General features: G+C 72.0%; 10 protein-coding genes. 7 read left to right on the top strand and 3 right to left on the bottom strand.

The window, feature by feature from the left end; genetic code table 11:
• Window positions 1-1,314 (bottom strand): glycosyltransferase family 2 protein, encoded by a 1,314-nt coding sequence (locus BCAV_RS06035; protein ID WP_043346686.1) that lies wholly within the window; start codon window positions 1,312-1,314, stop codon window positions 1-3.
• Between BCAV_RS06035 and wecB the strand changes: the two genes are divergently transcribed.
• The 5 genes from wecB to BCAV_RS06010 all read left to right on the top strand — a co-directional run bounded on the left by wecB (window position 1,307) and on the right by BCAV_RS06010 (window position 13,517).
• Complete coding sequence (wecB, locus tag BCAV_RS06030) at window positions 1,307-2,464, top strand: non-hydrolyzing UDP-N-acetylglucosamine 2-epimerase (protein WP_015881696.1); 1,158 nt, start codon at window positions 1,307-1,309, stop codon at window positions 2,462-2,464. The genes BCAV_RS06035 and wecB overlap by 8 nt on opposite strands.
• Window positions 2,461-3,714, top strand: coding sequence for a UDP-N-acetyl-D-mannosamine dehydrogenase (gene wecC, locus BCAV_RS06025; protein ID WP_015881695.1), 1,254 nt, complete (start codon window positions 2,461-2,463; stop codon window positions 3,712-3,714). The genes wecB and wecC overlap by 4 nt, the downstream gene beginning before the upstream one ends.
• Window positions 3,711-8,207, top strand: a complete 4,497-nt coding sequence (locus tag BCAV_RS21490) for an FkbM family methyltransferase (protein WP_015881694.1) — start codon at window positions 3,711-3,713, stop codon at window positions 8,205-8,207. The genes wecC and BCAV_RS21490 overlap by 4 nt, the downstream gene beginning before the upstream one ends.
• Before the next feature lie 136 nt (window positions 8,208-8,343).
• Window positions 8,344-10,959 (top strand): bifunctional glycosyltransferase/CDP-glycerol:glycerophosphate glycerophosphotransferase, encoded by a 2,616-nt coding sequence (locus tag BCAV_RS06015; RefSeq protein WP_015881693.1) that lies wholly within the window; start codon window positions 8,344-8,346, stop codon window positions 10,957-10,959.
• Window positions 10,956-13,517: a bifunctional glycosyltransferase/CDP-glycerol:glycerophosphate glycerophosphotransferase gene (locus tag BCAV_RS06010; protein WP_015881692.1), complete on the top strand. Its 2,562-nt coding sequence runs from the start codon at window positions 10,956-10,958 to the stop codon at window positions 13,515-13,517. The genes BCAV_RS06015 and BCAV_RS06010 overlap by 4 nt, the downstream gene beginning before the upstream one ends.
• A 32-nt stretch (window positions 13,518-13,549) precedes the next feature.
• Here the strand turns inward: BCAV_RS06010 and BCAV_RS06005 are convergent, their stop codons facing one another.
• Window positions 13,550-14,311: an acyltransferase gene (locus BCAV_RS06005; RefSeq protein WP_245528960.1), complete on the bottom strand. Its 762-nt coding sequence runs from the start codon at window positions 14,309-14,311 to the stop codon at window positions 13,550-13,552.
• A 76-nt stretch (window positions 14,312-14,387) separates the two neighbouring features.
• Between BCAV_RS06005 and rfbA the strand changes: the two genes are divergently transcribed.
• Together rfbA and rfbB are read left to right on the top strand one after the other, a co-directional pair.
• Window positions 14,388-15,248: a glucose-1-phosphate thymidylyltransferase RfbA gene (gene rfbA / locus BCAV_RS06000; RefSeq protein WP_043346683.1), complete on the top strand. Its 861-nt coding sequence runs from the start codon at window positions 14,388-14,390 to the stop codon at window positions 15,246-15,248.
• A gap of 31 nt (window positions 15,249-15,279) precedes the next feature.
• Window positions 15,280-16,275, top strand: coding sequence for a dTDP-glucose 4,6-dehydratase (gene rfbB / locus BCAV_RS05995; RefSeq protein ID WP_015881689.1), 996 nt, complete (start codon window positions 15,280-15,282; stop codon window positions 16,273-16,275).
• A 12-nt stretch (window positions 16,276-16,287) separates the two neighbouring features.
• On the opposite strand, the gene BCAV_RS05990 is transcribed toward rfbB, so the two are convergent.
• Window positions 16,288-18,672, bottom strand: a complete 2,385-nt coding sequence (locus BCAV_RS05990) for an FG-GAP-like repeat-containing protein (protein WP_015881688.1) — start codon at window positions 18,670-18,672, stop codon at window positions 16,288-16,290.
• Window positions 18,673-18,933: the final 261 nt, after the last annotated feature.

The raw sequence follows: 18,933 nt of genomic DNA, 5'->3' as shown, positions 1-18,933 counted from the left end.
CTAGCCAGGGCGGCGCCGCGCGCGTCGCAGGTTGGCGCGCCCATGTCCCACCGCGCGCCGAACGGTCCCCCGCGTGGACGAGATGCCGTCCCGGGAGCTGCGCACGAGGCGCCGCATCGGCTGGATGACGGAGAACGCGCCCGCGTGCACGGCGAGGTAGGCCAACCGGTCCTCGACGGCGAGATCGGGCGCCAGCACGGCGTCGCGCACCGGGACGAACTGGCGGACCGCGGCGCGGTACAGCTTCCGGTAGCTGCGATCCCGCGCCACCTCGGCGTGGTAGGCGTACAGGAGCAGGTCGAAGCGTCGGATCTTCGCGAGCAACGCCGCGCGGAGCTCCGGATGGTTCTCGGTGAGGTGCAGGCTGTGGTCGAGCGCACGGACCCGGTCGCGGAGGTTCTGCTCCTGACCCTTGAGCTGCGTGATCGACGACGAGTCGCGCCGCCACCGCCAGTGGTAGGTGACCTCGCCGAGGATCGTCACCGCCGACGCGCGGACGTGGGCCTCCAGGACGACGGCGATGTCCTCGTACATCGCACCCTCGGTGAAGTGGAGCCGGTGGTCGGTCCAGAGCCGCCGCCGGTAGACCTTGTTCCACGCCGTCGAGTCGTAGACGAGGTCCGGCACCGCGTCGATGTGGGTGCGCTCGTGACGGCGGCGCACCGAGCGCTCGTGCGCAGGCGACGGGCCGAGGCCGTGGTCGTGGAGCCGGACGACGTCGCCGACGGCGATGTCGGCGTCCTGCGACCCGAGCGCCCCCACGAGCGCGGCGAACGCGCCCTGCGGCACCACGTCGTCGCCGTCGACGAACGTCAGCAGCTCGCCGCCCACCTCCCGCAGGGCGAGGTTCCGCGCCGCACCAGGGCCCACGCCGTCCGCCCTGAGCAACCGGACCCGGGGGTCGTGCGACGCGAGCTCCGCGAGGACGCCGGCGGTGCCGTCGGCCGAACCGTCGTCCACGACCACGAGCTCGAGGTCCCGGTACGACTGGTCCAGGACGGAGGAGACGGCCTCGCCCACGTACTCCTCGACGTCGCGGGCGGTCATCACCACCGACAGCAGCCCGTCGGACGGCACAGCTCCCCGGTCGCTCGACACGGCTTCGGCACACACCGTTCCATCATCGCTCGTCCCGAGCACCTGGAACGCCACCTCGACGGGTATCGTCGCGTCCGACGTGGCGCGCCGGCGCAGCAGCGACCGGAACGGCGACGCCGACGTCGATCCGCGAAGGAGAACGAGAGCACGTGCCCCGAGCGTCACGCCCCGGCCGCAGCACCGGCAGTCGGCCAGCCGGCGAGCAGCCGTGAGCACGGCCGAGGCCTCCCTCCACCTGGTCCCGATCTACGGCACGAGACCAGAGGCGATCAAGGTCGCGCCGATCGTCGCGGCCGCCGCGCGTCATCCGGCGATCGTGTGCTCGCCGGTGGTGACGGGCCAGCACCGCGAGATCGTCGACCAGGTCAACGAGCTCTTCGGCATGCGGCCCGTGACGGACCTCGACGTGTTCACCCACGGAGTCGGGCTCGAGACGACCACCGCGCGGGTCCTCGAACGGGTGACGCCCGTGCTGCGTCGCCTCGCGCCCGACGTCGTCCTCGTGCAGGGCGACACGACCTCGGCGTTCGCGGCGGCGCTCGCCGCCTTCTACCTCTCGATCCCGGTCGTGCATCTCGAGGCGGGGCTGCGGACCTCGTCCTTGGCGTCGCCGTTCCCCGAGGAGGGCAACCGGCGGCTGCTCACCCAGATCGCCTCCCTGCACCTCGCGCCGACCGCCGGCAACCGCGCGAACCTGCTGCGCTCCGGGATCCCGGAGGACGACATCGTGGTAACCGGCAACACCGTGATCGACGCCCTCGTCGGCACCGTCGCCGCGCGAGTGCCGCTGGCCGACCCGCACCTCGCCCCGATCGAGGACCTGACGGGGCCGCTCATCCTCGTGACGGCGCACCGGCGCGAGTCCTGGGGTGAGCCCATGCGGCGGTCCGCCCGCGCCGTCGCGACCGTGGCGCGGCGTCGCCCGGATGCGCTCGTCGTCCTCCCGATGCACCCCAACCCGACCGTGCGCGCGGTCCTCGAGCCCGAGCTCGCCGGCATCCCGAACGTCGTCCTCACCGAGCCGCTCGGGTACAGCGACCTCGCGAACGTCCTCGCGAGGTCGACGCTCGTCGTCACGGACTCGGGCGGTCTCCAGGAGGAGGCGCCGGCGCTGGGCAAGCCCGTGCTCGTGCTGCGGGAGAACACGGAGCGGCCGGAGGCCGTCGCGGCCGGGACGGCCCGGCTCGTCGGCACCGACGAGGCGGGGATCGTCGCCGCGATCGAGGAGCTGCTCGACGATGCGGAGGTCTACGGCGCCATGGCGAACGCCTTCAACCCCTACGGAGACGGCCATGCCGCGGAACGGGCGATCGCCGCCATCGTCGAGCGCTTCGGCCACACCGACGCCGCGGCGAGCGCGTCATGACCGCCGAGACGACACCCACCCGCGTCGACACGGTCACCGTCGTCGGGCTCGGGTACATCGGGCTGCCGACGGCCGCGATCCTCGCCAACCGGGGGATCGACGTCCACGGGGCGGACCTCGACGCGCGGGTGGTCGAGGCGGTCAACGCGGGCGAGGTGCCGTTCGTCGAGCCGGACCTGGCCGGCTTCGTCGCGAGCGCCGTCACAGCGGGTCGGCTCAGCGCGAGCCACGAGGTCCGGCGCTCGCAGGCCTACATCATCGCCGTGCCGACGCCGTTCCACGACGACCTCACGCCGGACCTGACGTTCGTCCGGTCCGCTGCCGACGCGATCGCCCCCGTGCTCGTCCCGGGTGCGCTCGTCGTCCTCGAGTCGACGTCGCCGCCCGGGACGACGCTCCGCCTGGGCGAGTGGATCGCCGAGACGCGGCCCGATCTCGTGGGCGACGACGGGGCCCTGCTCGTCCACCTGGCGCACTGCCCCGAACGTGTGCTGCCCGGCCGGATCATGGCGGAGCTGACGTCGAACGACCGCATCATCGGTGGCGTCACGCCGGAGGCCGCTCGAGCGGCGCGCTCCGTCTACGAGGTCTTCTGCGAGGGTGAGATCTTCCTGACGGATGCGACGACGGCGGAGCTCACCAAGCTCGTGGAGAACTCCTACCGCGACGTCAACATCGCGTTCGCCAACGAGCTGTCGCTCATCGCCGATCAGGTCGGCGTCAACGTCTGGGAGCTCATCCGGCTCGCGAACCGGCACCCGAGGGTGAACATCCTCGAGCCCGGGCCCGGCGTCGGCGGTCACTGCATCGCCGTCGATCCCTGGTTCGTGGTGTCCGCGGCGCCGGACGTCAGCAGGCTGATCCGCACGGCCCGCGCCGTCAACGACAGCAAGCCGTCGTGGGTCGCCGACCGCGTCGTCGCGGCCACCCCGCGGGACGACGCCGTGATCGCCGCGCTGGGCCTCGCGTTCAAGGCCGACGTCGACGACATCCGGCAGTCGCCGGCGCGGGCGATCGTCGCCGAGATCGCGGAGCGGCTCCCGCACGCCACGGTGCTCGTGGTTGAGCCGCACGTCCGTGAGCTGCCGCCGGAGCTGGCCGAGCGCCCCAACGTCCGGCTGGAGTCGCTCGACGCCGCGCTCGGCGCGGCCGACTGCGTGGCCCTCCTCGTGGACCACCGCTCGTTCCGCCGCGCGCCCGCTCCTCTCGGCGTCCCGCTCGTCGACACCCGAGGACTGTGGGAGCGATGACCGACACGCCTCGGGACGACCGCTGGGTGCGGGTCGACGCCGGCGGGACGAGCGTCCAGATGTTCCTGCCGCACGTGGGCTCGGACTACATCCAGACCCGCATCCGCGACACGGCCGCACCGTACGAGGGCGACATGCTCGACGTGATGCTCGAGCTCCTCGGCCCGGGCGACCTCGTTCTCGACGTCGGGGCGAACGTCGGGAACCACACCCTGGTTCTGGCCGCGGCCGGCGGGTGCCGGGTCGTGGCCTACGAGCCCCAGCACGAGCTGGCGGCGGCGATCGAGACGAGCGCCCAGGCGAACGACCTCGCGGACCGCGTGACCGTACGACCGGTCGCCGTCGGCGCCGCTGCCGCACGCGGCCGATTCAGCACGATCCTGCCGACCAACCGCGGCGGGCAGGCGGTGGAGCGCGCCGAGGACGACGGCGAGTTCGCCATCGTCGCGCTCGACGACGAGACCCTCCCGGGCGCCGTCGCCGGGATGAAGATCGACGTCGAGGGATTCGAGCTCGCCGTCCTGCGCGGGGCGCGCTCGATCCTCGAGACGGACCACCCGCACCTCTGGATCGAAGCAGGGACACGCGACGAGTTCGAGCAGGTCCGCGAGGTTCTCGACGATCTCGGCTACGTGCTGGCCGGGAGCTACAACGCCACCCCGACGCACCTCTTCTCGCACCGTTCGCGCGCCCTCGTCCCGGAGCGGCTCGCCGCCGAGGTTCTCCGCATGGCCCGGGAGCGCTACGCGCTCATCACCTCGCGCGACAACGCCTGGCGCCGCCTCACCGACGCCGTCGACCGGCAGGAGTGGCTGACGCAGCAGCTCGCCGCGGCGTCGGCAGCGCCGTCGTCCGAGGACGCCGACGCCATGGAGCAGAGATACGTGCGCGTGGCGCTCGAGCGCGCCCAGGCCGAGTCGCGGCAGCTCCGCACGCTCCACACCCGCGCGGCGGAGAAGGCGCGGTCGGAGAGCGCGGCGGCCGAGGTCGAGCTCGCGGCGGCCCGGGAACGGATCGCCGAGCTCGAGGCGGAGGTCGACCACCTCTCCGGACGGCGCGTGCTGCTGCTGGCGGACGTGGTCGGGCGGACCGTCCGTCGACCGCGGGAGATCCTGGCGGCACCGCGTGCCGTGGGCAAGATCCTGCGCAGGCCACGAGCGGAGCGCGGCCAGGACGCCGGCTCGCGAGGCGCACCGGCGCGCACCGCCACGCGCGTCGCCTCCGATGCGTGGTTGCCGCCTGACCAGCTGCACGCGGCCGAGGCCCGGGCACGTCGGGGCGCGGCGCGGCTGCGCGCCACCACCGGCACGCGATCACGCCTGCGCATCGCCGCGATCGTCGACGAGTTCACCGCCCGCGGCCTCGCCGCCGACGCCGACCTGCGCAACGTCCGGCGACATCACTGGGAGGCCGATCTCGCGGGGTTCGACCCTGATCTCCTCTTCGTCGAGTCGGCGTGGCGGGGTGCCGAAGGCACGTGGCACAGCGCCGTCGACTGGTACCCGCCGCAGCTCGAGAGCCTCGTCGCGTGGTGCCGCGAGCGTTCGATCCCGACGGTGTTCTGGAACAAGGAGGACCCGGTCCACTTCGACAAGTACCTCAAGGTGGCCCGTGAGGCCGACGTCGTGCTCACCACCGACGTCGACATGGTGCCGCACTACGTGCGCGAGCTGGGTCACCGCCGGGTCGGCTTCCTCCCGTTCGCGGCACAGCCCCGGGAGCACGCGCCGTTCACGACCCGGGACCGCCGCGCCGTCGCCGTGTTCGCCGGGGCGTACTACCGGCGGTACCCGGACCGGATGCGGGACATGGACGCCCTCCTCGGCGGTGCTGCCGACGTCCTCCCGGTCGAGATCTACGACCGCAACCTCGGCAGCACGACCCCGGACAACGTGTTCCCCCCCGAGCTGGCCCGTCACGTCGTCGGAACCCTCGCCCCGGACGAGATCGACGTCGCCTACCAGGGCGGCACCGTCGCGCTGACCGTGAACACGGTGAAGGCGTCGAGCTCGATGCTCGCGAGGCGTGCGTACGAGCTCCTGCTCTCCGGCACGCCGACCGTGTCGAACTACGCGCGCGGCGTGCGCACGATGCTCGGCGACCTCGTGCCGGCGCACGACGGACGGCGTGAGATCGCCGACGCGGTGCGCCGGATCGTCGAGGACGACGCCCATCGCGAGCGGCTCGTCGCCAGCGGCGTGCAGAAGATCCTGCGCGAGGACACGTACGCGCACCGCCTCGACCTCGTCGTGGCGACGATCCTCGGCGAGGAGTACGCCCCGCGCCCGCGTGCGGTCGCCGTCCTCGCGCAGGTCGCCGACGAGGCGGCGCTGGACCGGTTGCTCGAGACGCTCCGGCGCCAGCGTGATGTCGACGTCGACGCGTTCGTCCGAACCGACGGGGCGGCGGTCCGTGACGCCGCCGCGGCCGCGGGCCTCGCCGTCGTCGACCCGGCCGACGCCGCGCACGCCTCCCTCGCCGATCTGACCGGCGGCCTTCCGGTGGCCGTGCTCGACACCCGCGACTGGTACGGCCCGCGCTACCTGTTCAGCCTCGTCGGCGCCCATGACTTCGCGCCGGGCCACGTCGTGACGAAGGCGGGTCCTTTCGAGCTCAGCCCGTCGGCCGACGACGCCGTCCGGCACCACCGCGCGGCGCCGTACAGCCACGTGGACGCCTCCCTGATCGATCCCCGCGCTGCTCTGCTGCCGGCTCCGGTGACGCGACGTCTGAGCGTCGCCGACGTCCTCGGAGACCAGCTGGAGCTCGGCGCCGCCCCGGCGCTCGCCGTCGACGCGTTCGACTACTGCCGCGACGGCGGCGCCGCAGCCTCGCGCATGGCCGCGCTCACCCTGGGCGAGAGCCTGGACACCGGGGTGCCGGTCAGCGAGCTCGTGGGCCGAGCCTCTGTCCTCGCGGCGGAGGTCGACCTCGCCGACGACCCCCTCGTGGTCGCTCCCGACGACCTGCCGACGTCGGCGCCCGCCGGCAGCAACATCCGGGTCGCGCGCCAGCGGCTCGGCGGTGTCGCGTTCGAGCGGACCACGGGGGGAGCCGACGAGGTCCTGTGGGCCCGTGGCACGTTCCCCGTCGCCGATCTCGTGCACGACGGGAAGCTCACGGTCCGGCTCGACGGCGTCGGGGACCTGCGGATGCTCCTCGCGGTCCGTCTCGTCGACGCCTCCGGCCGCCGACTGTGGTCCAAGGCCCTCCCGGCCAACAGCAACCAGGACATCCCGCTGCCCGACGCGGCCAGCGACGTCCAGGTCGGCGTCCGCCTCGGCGGGACCGGCACGGCCGTGATGCGGAGGATCTGCCTGGCGCCGCGCTCCCGCGTCCCTCGGCTGGTGGTGCGGCCCCGCCGGACGCTCCTCGTGACCATCGCATACCCGGCGCACGGCGACCTCTACAAGCACGCGTTCGTGCACTCGCGCGTCACGGCGTACCAGAGCAGGGGTGAGCCGGTCGACGTCTTCGTCCTCACGGAGAACCGGCCGTACACGGCCTACGAGTTCGACGGCGTCGACGTCCAGCGGGGCACGATCGAGGACCTGACGGAGATCGTCACCCGCGGCGGCTACGAGCACCTCGCCGTCCACTTCATGACCCGCGGGATCTGGACGGCCGTCAAGGACTCCCTCGACGACACCCGGCTGACGGTCTGGGTCCACGGGTCCGAGGTCCAGCCCTGGTGGCGCCGGGAGTTCAACTTCACCGACGAGGCCGCCCTGCAGCAGGCGAAGGTGCTGTCCGAGGAGAGGCTCCGGCTGTGGCGGGAGATCGCCGACGTCGGGCATCCCCACGTCTCCTACGTGTTCGTCTCCGAGTACTTCCGTCACGAGGTCGAGACCGACCTCCAGCGGAGCCTGCCTGCCGAGCGGCGCCACATCATCCCCAACCCGATCGACACCGACCTGTTCTCGTACCGGGCGAAGTCTCCGGACGCGCGACACCGCGTCCTGACCATCCGGCCGTACACGAGCCGGAAGTACGCGAACGACCTGTCGGTCGCCGCTGTGCTCGAGCTCGCCGAGGAGCCGTGGTTCGACGAGATGCACTTCACGTTCGTCGGTGACGGCCCGCTGTTCGAGGAGACGCTCGAGCCGCTCCGGTCGTTCACCAACGTGACGATCCGCCGCGGCTACCTGACGCCGTCGGAGATCGCCGCGCTCCACGGCGATCACGGCGTCTTCCTCTCCCCGACGCGCATGGACAGCCAAGGGGTCAGCCGGGACGAGGCGATGGCCTCCGGGCTCGTGCCCGTGACCACCAGGGTCGCCGCCGTGCCGGAGTTCGTCAGCGAGGCGGAAGGCCACCTCACCGAGCCGGAGGACGCCCAGGGGCTGGCGGATGCCCTGCGTGAGATCCGGCGCGACGCCGACGGCTTCCTCCGGCGCTCCGCCGCCTCGGCCGCGCGCGTGCGGCGGCAGTCCTCGGCCGTGGCGACGATCCCGCTGGAGCTCGATCTCCTGCGCGAGATCGTCGGCGCGTGAGGGCGGCCGGGCGGGTCGATCCAGGACGGCGACGCCGCAGCGAGGGCGGCCGACGGAGCCCCAACCCCGCTGGACTACGATCGCCACGGCAGAACGACAGCAGCGAACGCGACGCGACGACGTGAGGAATCCAGGCGTGCCCGAGCAGATCGACCCGACCTCGCCTCTCGGGCCGGAGCCCCTGTTCTCGGTGGTCACCGCCGTGCACAACGTCGAACGGTTCCTGGACGCGTTCACCGCGTCTCTCGACGCGCAGACGTTCTCGCACGACAGGTTCGAGATCATCGCCGTCGACGACGGCTCGACCGACGCCTCGCGCGCGAAGCTGGAGACGTGGTCGCGCTCGACGGACATCCACGTGACCGTCGTCTCGCAGGAGAACGCCGGGCAGGGTGAGGCTCGCAACCGCGGGATCGGCCTCGCGCGTGGCAGGTGGGTGACGTTCCCGGACCCCGACGACTGGCTGGCCGACGACTACCTCGCCAGGGTCAGCACGTTCATCGAGCGGAACCCGACGGCGTCGATGGTCGCCACCAGCAGGGTGATGTACTTCGAGGCGGAGGACCGGATCGCCGACACGCATCCTCTGGTGCGGATGTTCGGGAACGGCGACCAGCTCGTCGACCTCCGCCGCGCGCCGCACCACTTCCACGGATCGGCCCCCGCAGCGTTCGTTCGTCGGGAGATCCTGCAGCGCGAGGCCATCGCCTTCGACCCGAGGATCCGGCCGAACTTCGAGGACGGGCACTTCTGCTGCTCGTACCTGCTCGCCACGGAGCCCCTGGTCGGCTTCGTGGGGTCCGCGAAGTACTACTACCGCAAGCGTCAGGACGGATCCTCCACGCTCCAGCGCTCGCGGGAGGACTCCGGCCGGTACCTCTCCGTGCCGAGGTACGGATACCTCGACGTGCTCCGACAGGCCGCTGAGCGGCACGGCGAGGCACCGGGGTGGCTCCAGACCTTCGTGCTGTACGAGCTGTCGTGGTACTTCGAGGAGCAGGCGCGGCCGACCGGCGGATCGCCGATCACGCACGGCGAGGTCGCTGCCGGGTTCCTGGAGACTCTCGCGCTCATCAGCACGTATCTGCAGGAACGGTGGATCGAGAGCTTCAACCTGCGCCGCTTCGACCGGGAGTGGCGCGACATCCTGCTCCACGGGTTCCGCGGCGAGCCGTGGCACACGCCGTACGTCGTGCTGCGCGAGTTCGACGGCGTGCGCCGCGAGCAGCGCATCGTCTACCGCTACGCGGGCGAGGCACCGACCGAGGAGCTGTTCGTCGCCGGGGCACGCGTCACGCCGACCGCCCACAAGTCCCGCGCCATCCGCTACTACGACCGGACGCTGCTGCGCGAGCGCATCGCCTGGGTCCCGGTCGGTGGCGAGCTGCAGGTCTGGCTGGACGGGGCACCAGTCGAGCTCAGGCGCAGCGAACCCCCGACGAAGCCGCGAGCCCTGGACGTCCCCCCGCTGCGCCCGGCCGACGCCCAGAACGGCGCTCCCGCGGGACGGGCGGAGCGGCTGCGCTACATGCTCGGCGCGATCCGGAAGGACCTCCGCGCGCGCGAGCGCCTGGTGCGCGCCGGCGCGCGGACCCGCAGGGCGCGCGGTGAGTTCCAGGACGCGTGGACGTTCATGGACCGGGTCCGCGATGCGGACGACAACGCCGAGCGCCTCTTCCGGTACGTCCGGACGCATGAACCCTCGATCAACGCCTGGTTCGTGCTGGACAAGCGGAGCCCCGACTGGGCCAGGCTGACGAAGGACGGGTTCGGGGACCGCCTCGTGCACTACGGCTCGACGAGGTGGACCGTGCTCATGCTGCACACGCGACACCTCATCTCCTCGCACGTCGATCGCGCCCAGCACGACCCTCAACCGCTCGTCTGGTGGGGGCCTCGCACCTGGGACTTCACGTTCCTGCAGCACGGCGTCATCAAGGACGACATCTCGCGGTGGCTCAACACGAAGCGCATCGACCTGTTCGTGACGTCGACGCCGGGCGAGCACGAGTCCGTGGTCGGCGACGACACCGGCTACAAGTTCACGACGAAGGAGGCGAAGCTCGTCGGACTCGCCCGGTTCGACCGGCTCCGCGAGCTCGGCGCGGCCACACCTCCCGCGCAGCGGGACCTCATCCTGGTCGCACCCACGTGGCGGTCGTGGCTCATGAGCAAGGATCCGCGGGACGTCACCGGCCACAGCCTCGTCACCGCTGACTTCTTCCAGTCCGAGTTCGCCTCGAACTGGCTCGGATTCCTGAAGTCGGACGAGCTCGCCCGGTTGGCGCGGTCGTCCGGCAAGACCGTGGCGTTCCTTCCGCACCCGAACCTGCAGCCGATCCTCGACGAGCTGGACCTCCCTGCGCACGTGCAGCCGCTGACGTTCCACGGCGAGGACGTGCAGCAGTTCTTCGCGCGCAGCGCCGCCTTCGTGACGGACTACTCGTCCATGGCCTTCAACGCGGCCTACATCGACCGGCCCGTCCTCTACTTCCAGTTCGACTACGACCGAGTCATGCGTGGCGGGCACACCGGCCGCGAGGACTACTTCCAGTACGGTCGCGACGGCTTCGGCCCCGTCGCCGAGACGCTCGAGGACGCGATCGACGCCCTCGGGAAGGTCGCTGCCGACGGGTGGCGGCCGTCCGCCGAGCACGACGCGCGCATCGACCGGACGTTCCCCGAACGTGACGGGGGTTGCTGCGCACGCACTGTCGCAGCCGTCCGCGCGCTCGAGGCCCGCGGGGCATGAGCGGAGCAGCGGCACCACGCTTCTCGCTCGTCACGGCGGTCCACGACGTCGCGCCCTACCTCGACGCGTTCATCGAGTCGATCGAGGCGCAGACGTTCCCGCACGCGGCGTTCGAGGTCATCGCCGTCGACGACGGGTCGCGGGACGGATCACTCGACCGGCTGCGCGCATGGGCGGCCGAGTCCACGATGACCGTGACGGTGCTCTCGCAGACCAACGCCGGTCAGGGTGCCGCCCGGAACAGGGGCCTGGCACAGGCCCGCGGTGCCTGGGTCACGTTCCCGGATCCCGACGACTGGCTCGGGGACGACTACCTCGCCCGGGTCGACGGCTTCCTCACGGAGCACCCCGAGACGTCCATGGTGGCGACGAACCGGCTGTCGTACCTCGACGGCGTCGACAGCGAGCCGCGTGCCGGGCACCCCTTGCGTGCGTTCTTCGCCGAGGGCGACGTCCTCGTCGACCTGGCCGCGCGGACCGACCGCTTCCACGGCTCGGCACCGGCGGCGTTCTTCGACCGAGAGCGGCTCCTCGCGCACGACGTGCTGTTCGATCCGCGGATCCGGCCGAACTTCGAGGACGGGCACTTCTGCGTCCAGTACCTCCTGACGTTCCCCGCCCCCACCATCGGGTTCGTGTCCTCGGCCCAGTACGTGTACCGGCGTCGGGCAGACGGCTCGTCCACCCTCCAGAACAAGCGGCTCGACCCGCGCCACTTCACCGACGTCCCCCGGTACGGCTACCTCGACGCCCTCGAACGAGCGCACCAGGCACAGGGCCGGGCCCCGGTCTGGTTGCAGCAGTTCGTGCTCTACGAGCTCTCCTGGTACTTCGAGGAGGACAAGGCGATGTCGAACTCGCCGACGGCGGGCACCGGCGAGGTGGGCGCCGCGTTCGTCGAGCTGCTGGGCCGGATCAGCGAGCACCTCGAGAACTGGGTCGTCGAGCAGTTCGACGTCCGGCGCTTCGACCGCGACTGGCGCGACATCCTGCTGCACGGCGTCCGCGACCGCCCCTGGGTGAGCCCGTACGCGGTGCGCCACGAGTACGACAGGACGAAGCGGGAGCTCCGGATCTCCTACGGGTACGCCCACACGACGCCGCAGGAGACGTTCCTCGCCGACGGCCGCGTCGTCGAGCCGACCGCGCAGAAGGTCCGCGCGGTGGAGTACTTCGGTCAGCAGCTCCTCGCCGAGCGGATCGCCTGGATCCCCGTCGAGGAAGGCGTCGCGGTGCTGCTCGACGGGCAGATCGTGGACATCCGCGACGGCGCCCCCGGTCCGCTGCGCGCGGACGTCAGCGCGGCGCGCGATGACCACGCGGACGCCGCGTCGTGGCGGCAGCGCCTGCGGCTGCGCACCCGGGCGCTCAACGCGCTGGCCGACCACGGCCGCTACCACCGGCGGTACCAGGACGCGTGGACGCTCATGGACCGCGTGCACAACGCCGACGACAACGCCGAGCGCCTGTTCCGGTACCTGCGCGCGCACGAGCCGAGCGTCAACGCCTGGTTCGTGCTCGACCGCGGCAGCGCCGACTGGCGACGCCTCGAACAGGACGGTTTCGGCGACCGGCTCGTGCACTACGGCTCCGTCGAGTGGATCCTGCTCCTGATGAACACGCGCCACCTCGTGTCGTCGCACATCGACCGGCCGCACCAGGAGCCACAGCCGGTCGTCTGGATGAGGCCGCCGACGTGGCGGTACACGTTCCTCCAGCACGGCGTCATCCAGGACGACCTGTCGCGCTGGCTGAACTGGAAGCAGATCGACCTGTTCGTGACGAGCACGCCGGCCGAGCACGCCTCGATCGTCGACGACGGCAGCCCGTACCGCTTCACCACGAAGGAGGTGCGGATGACGGGCCTGCCGCGGTTCGACCGGCTGCGGGCCCTGGCGCAGGAGACCCCTCCGGACCAGCGCGACCTCGTGCTCATCGCCCCGACGTGGCGGAACTGGCTCAGCGACGAACCCGCGCCCGGCACGACCCGCCGCACGATCCGGCCGGACTTCCGAGACTCGGAGTACGTCCGCGAGTGGTCGGCACTGGTGTCCTCGCCCGCGCTGCGGCAGCTCGCGGAGGCCTCGGGGAAGCAGGTGGCATTCCTGCCGCACCCGAACATCCAGCCGGTGCTCGCCGAGCTCGGCGTCGCCGACCACGTGCGCCTCCTGACGTTCGAGGGGCAGGACGTGCAGGGGTACTTCGCGCGAGCCGCCGCACTCGTCACCGACTACTCCTCGATGGCGTTCAACGCGGCCTACGTCGACCGGCCGGTCGTGTACTTCCAGTTCGACTACGACCTGGCGATGACGGGCGGACACCTCGGACGCCAGGGCTACTTCAGCTACCAGCGCGACGGGTTCGGGCCGGTCGTCCGGACACTCGAGGACGCGCTCACCGCGCTCGCCGAGCTGGGCTCGAACGGGTGGGACCTTCCCGCGACCTATCGCGAGCGGATCGAGCAGACCTTCCCGCTGCGTGACGGGCGTTGCTGCGAACGCGCGGTCGCCGCCATCCGCGACCTCGACGCGCCACCCGTGGAGAGCCGGCCAGGCTGAGCCGGCGATCCTGAGCTGACGACGGTGCGCCGTCAGCGCCGCAGGCCCAGCCGCCGCAGGACTCGCCCTCCCCACGCGCGTACCCGCCGGCGGGCCGACGGACGGTCTGGTTGAGCCGTCGGGGCCCAGTAGGCGGACGTGGTGACCGTCGAGGCGTCGGGCTTGTAGTACGGCTTGACCAGGGAGAGGTGCGGTCGTTCCCACGCGACGTCGCGCCGCACGACCCGTGCCGGCACACCCGCGGCGATGCAGTTGTTGGGGATCCGGCCCTTGACGACGGCGCCCAGGCCGATCACGGATCCGTCGCCGATCGTCGCTCCGCCCAGCATGCTCGAGCGAAAGCCCAGCCACACGTGCGCGCCGATCGAGATCGACCGGGCCGGGTTCACCCGACGTCCCGTGCGCACGTCGAAGATCGGGTGCCCGTCATCGGCGCGGATCTGGACCTGCTCGGCCATCATGACGTCGTCCCCGATCCGGACCTCGACACCCTCGACGGCCGAGATCGCGACCGTACCCGTGGTGGAGACGTTGGCGCCGATCACGACACGCGCGTCCTGGCCGACGCGCATCGTGGCCATCAAGGCGGGAACTCCGCTGCTGGGCCCGACCTCCACGACGCCGTTGTCGCAGTCGAAGACCACCTCGAGACGCCCCAGACGGGCGGACGGCGCGACGACGAGCCGGTTGTTCCGACCCTTGAAGGTGATCTTGGTGCCCGACGGGACCTCGTCGGCCTCGATGACGTTGCCGTCCGCGTCGGACCACGGACGCACGTGGGTGGTGGTAGGCACGCCGCCATCGTAGGAGCCCGCGGGGGCGTGCCGATGCGGTGCGCAGGCGCACGTGGTGTGCGCCACACTGGCCCCCATGCGCGGCATCATCCTCGCCGGGGGGACCGGCACCCGGCTGCACCCGATCACCATCGGGGTGAGCAAGCAGCTCGTGCCCGTCTACGACAAGCCGATGGTCTACTACCCGCTGTCGACCCTCATGCTCGCCGGGATCCGCGACGTGCTCGTCATCACGACGCCGCACGACGCCGAGCAGTTCCACCGCCTCCTGGGCGACGGGAGCGCGTTCGGGATCGACGTGTCGTACGCGACGCAGCCGGAACCGAACGGGCTGGCCCAGGCGTTCGTCATCGGTGCCGACTTCGTGGGAACCGACTCCGTCGCGCTCGTGCTCGGCGACAACATCTTCTACGGTCCCGGGCTCGGCACCCAGCTGCAGCGCTTCACCGACGTCGACGGCGCGACGATCTTCGCGTACCAGGTGGCCGATCCGACGGCGTACGGCGTCGTCGAGTTCGACGCCGCTCACCGGGCGGTCTCGCTCGAGGAGAAGCCCCGGAACCCGAGAAGCGACTACGCCGTCCCCGGCCTGTACTTCTACGACAACGACGTCCTGGAGATCGCCCGCGACCTGACGCCGTCGGCACGCGGCGAGTACGAGATCACCGACGTCAACCGCACGTACCTCACCCAGGGGCGGCTCGGGGTCGAGGTCCTCCCCCGCGGGACCGCCTGGCTCGACACCGGCACGTTCGACTCGCTGGCGGACGCCACGGCGTTCGTGCGGACCGTCGAGCACCGGCAGGGCCTCAAGATCGGCTGCCCCGAGGAGGTGGCCTGGCGGCGCGGCTTCCTGTCCGACGACGGTCTCCGCGAACGCGCGGAGGCGCTCGTGAAGTCCGGCTACGGGAGCTACCTCCTCCGGCTGCTCGACTAGCCCTAGGGTGGTCGCCGAAGGAGGTCGCACCGTGCACGTACTCGTCACCGGCGGAGCCGGGTTCATCGGCACGAACTTCGTGCGCAGCACGCTCGAGGACCGCCCCGACGCCGACGTCACCGTCCTCGACGCGTTCACCTACGCCGGGAACGCGGCGTCCCTGGACGACCTCGGCGAGCGTGTCCGGGTGGTGCGCGGCGACGTCGCCGACGCCGAGGTCGTGGAGCCGCTCGTGGCTGCCAGCGACGTCGTCGTCCACTTCGCCGCGGAGTCGCACAACGACAACTCGCTCGCGGACCCGTGGCCGTTCGTCCGCACGAACGTCGTCGGCACGTACACGCTGCTCGAGGCGGTCCGCCGGCACGACGTGCGCTACCACCACGTCTCCACGGACGAGGTGTACGGCGACCTCGAGCTGGACGACGTCGAGCGGTTCACGGAGGCGACGCCGTACAACCCGTCGAGCCCCTACTCCTCGACGAAGGCCTCGAGCGACCTGCTCGTGCGCGCCTGGGTGCGCTCGTTCGGGGTGCGCGCGACGATCTCGAACTGCTCCAACAACTACGGGCCGTACCAGCACGTGGAGAAGTTCATCCCGCGTCAGATCACGAACGTCATCGACGGCGTGCGGCCCCGCCTGTACGGCGAGGGACGGAACGTGCGCGACTGGATCCACGTGCGCGACCACAACGACGCCGTGTGGGCGATCATCGACGGCGGGCGGCTCGGCGAGACGTACCTCATCGGCGCCGACGGCGAGCTCGACAACCGCCGCGTCGTCGAGCTGGTCCTCACCGAGATGGGCAGCGACCCCACCGCCTACGACCTCGTCACGGACCGTGCCGGGCACGACCTCCGGTACGCCATCGACGCGCACAAGCTGCGCACCGAGCTCGGCTGGTCCCCGCGCTTCGGCGACTTCCGGGCCGGACTGGCCGACACGATCGCCTGGTACCGCGAGCACGAGGACTGGTGGCGGCCGCAGAAGGCCGCCACCGAGGCGCGGTACGCCGCCACCGGCCAGTAGGCGGGCCCGGCGTCAGCCGGCGCGAGTGCCCGCCGGCAGCGTCGCGACCGGGACGTAGAGAGGGAACCCGCCGGTCCCGGCACCGGAGTGCAGATGGACGGCGCCGTTCCCCTGAACGCCGACGACGTCGTCCCGGCCGTCCCCGTCCGCGTCACCCACTCCCACCATGTCCCGGCCGGACCCCCAGCCCGTGGAGATCGTGACGGGGTTGAGGACGCGGCCAGGCCCTCGGCCGACCAGGAGCTGCAGCTGGCCGCTCGACGCGTTCCGGACGAGGAGGTCAGGCGCCCGTCCGCCGGAGAAGTTGCCGACGCCGATGATCGCGTCGACGTACTGGAATCCCGTCCCGATGAGAAGGCGCGTGCGGAACCCACCGTCACCGTCGCCCGGGTACAGCCACAGGTAACCGGTGCTCCGTTCCAGCGCCACGAGGCTCGCCCCGCCGTCGCCGCGGAAGTCGCCCGCCGCGACCACGCTGGTCATGCCCTGCCACCCGCCCGATCCGATGAGCCGCCCGGCGGTGTCCACGCGTGAGCCGCCCGTCCCGCGGTGGAGATAGAGGCGTCCCTGCGCGTCGATGCGCATGACGTCGGCGCGGCCGTCGCGGTCCCAGTCGCCGCCACCGAACACCCGCGTCGTCGACGGCACGGTGAAGCCCAACGAGACCGGTGAGCCGAACGCCGTCCGGTTCTGGTACGGGTAGCGACGCAGCTCGCGGCTCGACGACTGCGTGACGAGCGCCGTGTCCGAGCCCTGCGAGGCCACGACCGCGTTGAACGTCCAGCCCGAGTTGACGAGCTGGCGGGGGTAGAACGACCCGTTGGTCCGGGAGGGGTAGAACCACAGGCTGCCGGCGCTGTCGATCGCCAGGACGTCGGTGGCGCCGTGCTGCCCGTTCCAGTTCCCCACGGAGATGACGTGCCGCATCGTCGTCCATCCGCCGGAGCCCACCTGGGTGCGGCCGGTGACGGCGCCGGTCGAGGTCGCCGAGTAGCGGTAGAGGTTCCCGTTGCTGCGCTGCACGACGAGGAGCGTGGGCGTCCCGCCCGGACGGGCGGTCACCGTGAGCGAGCTCATGGCGCCCCAACCGCCGTGACCGACGATGCGCGGCGTGCCGAACCCGCCGCGCCCGTTCCCGGGATACAGCCAGAGGTCACCGGTCGCCTTCCGGCGGGCGAGGATGTCGGCGCGGCCGTCCCGGTTCCAGTCCGCGGACGTCGTCACCAGGTCGTTCGCCTGCCACCCGGTGTTGATGACCCGCGACGAGCCGAACCCCCCGGAGGTCGTCCCCGCGCGCAGCCGCATGTTCCCGGCCCCGTCGACCGTGAGCAGGTCGACGCGACCGTCGCCCGTCCAGTCGACCGGCCCGAGCGGCCGCTCCGCCGCCGACGGCGTCCCCAGCGACGTCGGGCTCTGGTACCCGGGTGCGCGGGACGGGAGGACGGACACGGCACCGTTCGTCCCGCGCAGGACGACGTCGTCCCGCCCGTCGCCGGTGAGGTCACGGTCCGCGTCGCGGTTCCTGGCCGCGCCCTGATAGCTGGCCGCACGGTTCGCGAGCTCCCCCAGCCGCGCGTAGAGGTACCTGCCCGGGCAGGACGTCTGGGCGACGTCCCGGTGCCCGATGGTGCGGTTCGTGGCCACCCCGTTGATCGTGGCGCGCGTGTTCATCACGAAGCCGTGCATGTCGGCCTTCCACGCGAGCACGCGCGCGGCGATGTCGAACGCCGCGTTCGTCACCGGCGCCGTCTCGTGGTTCCCCATGAACGAGATGCCGAACATCTCGCCGTTCCACCCGGCGGCGTGGGCGCCGATCGTCGCCCGGTAGAGCCCGCCGTACCGTCCCTCCCACGCGCGCCCGTAGGCGTCGACGAGCACGTTGTACCCGATGTCGCCCCAGTCCCGGGTGATCGCGTGGTAGTGGTAGATGCCCCGGATGATCGCCGGCACCTGGGCCGCCGTGTAGAAGTTCGTGCCGGCGGTGTGGTGCACGTCGGCGCCCTGCACGCGCCCGGTCTCCGGCACCCAGGTGCGGATCGACTCGTCGGCTCCCCAGGCCGCCCGCGACCGGATCGGCGGGGTGGCGGCCGCCGTCGGCGTGGCGGCGGTCATCGGGGTGACGAGCGACGTCGCGTCGGCGACCGACGTCGACTGCGCCGCGGCGTCGGCCGTCCCCGACGTCCCCGGATCGATGACGTGCACCTGCACGCCCGGCACCGCGGCGCTCACGCGCGCCTCCACCCGGTCGGCCCCGACGACGACGATCGGCTCCGTGCCCGACGTCCCCCGTTCCTGGTCCGGCTCGACGTGGACCTCGGCCCAGTCGCTCCAGGCGCCGTCCACGCGCTCCCGGTACTCGACACCGGCCTCGTCCAGCGACTCCCAGGTGACGGCCACGATCGCCACCTCGACGTCGACGTCGACCCCGCCGACCGGGGCCGCGGCGTCGTCCGACGACGACGACCCGCCGAGCGCCTGCGCGGGTGCGGGTCAGGTCCGCCGCCGTGTCGCTGGAGGGGCGGTCCGCCGGTGGTGCCGCCTCCGCAGGAACGGCGATGGCGAGCGTCGCGACGACGACAGCCCCGGACAACGCGGCGAACAGGCGTCGCATGGTGGATCCCCTAACCGACGACGAGTCCACCGCGGCAGGGCGGACCG

Source organism: Beutenbergia cavernae DSM 12333, from assembly GCF_000023105.1.
GTDB classification, from domain to species: Bacteria; Actinomycetota; Actinomycetes; order Actinomycetales; family Beutenbergiaceae; genus Beutenbergia; species Beutenbergia cavernae.
Note: the sequence above shows the minus strand (reverse complement) of the source record. Positions and strands in the feature narration are given on the sequence as shown.

Coding starts and splice junctions, on each gene's coding strand:
- wecC (WP_015881695.1), top strand. CDS start 2,461: ATGACCGCCGAGACGACACCCACCCGCGTCGACACGGTCACCGTCGTC.
- BCAV_RS21490 (WP_015881694.1), top strand. CDS start 3,711: ATGACCGACACGCCTCGGGACGACCGCTGGGTGCGGGTCGACGCCGGC.
- BCAV_RS06010 (WP_015881692.1), top strand. CDS start 10,956: ATGAGCGGAGCAGCGGCACCACGCTTCTCGCTCGTCACGGCGGTCCAC.
- rfbA (WP_043346683.1), top strand. CDS start 14,388: ATGCGCGGCATCATCCTCGCCGGGGGGACCGGCACCCGGCTGCACCCG.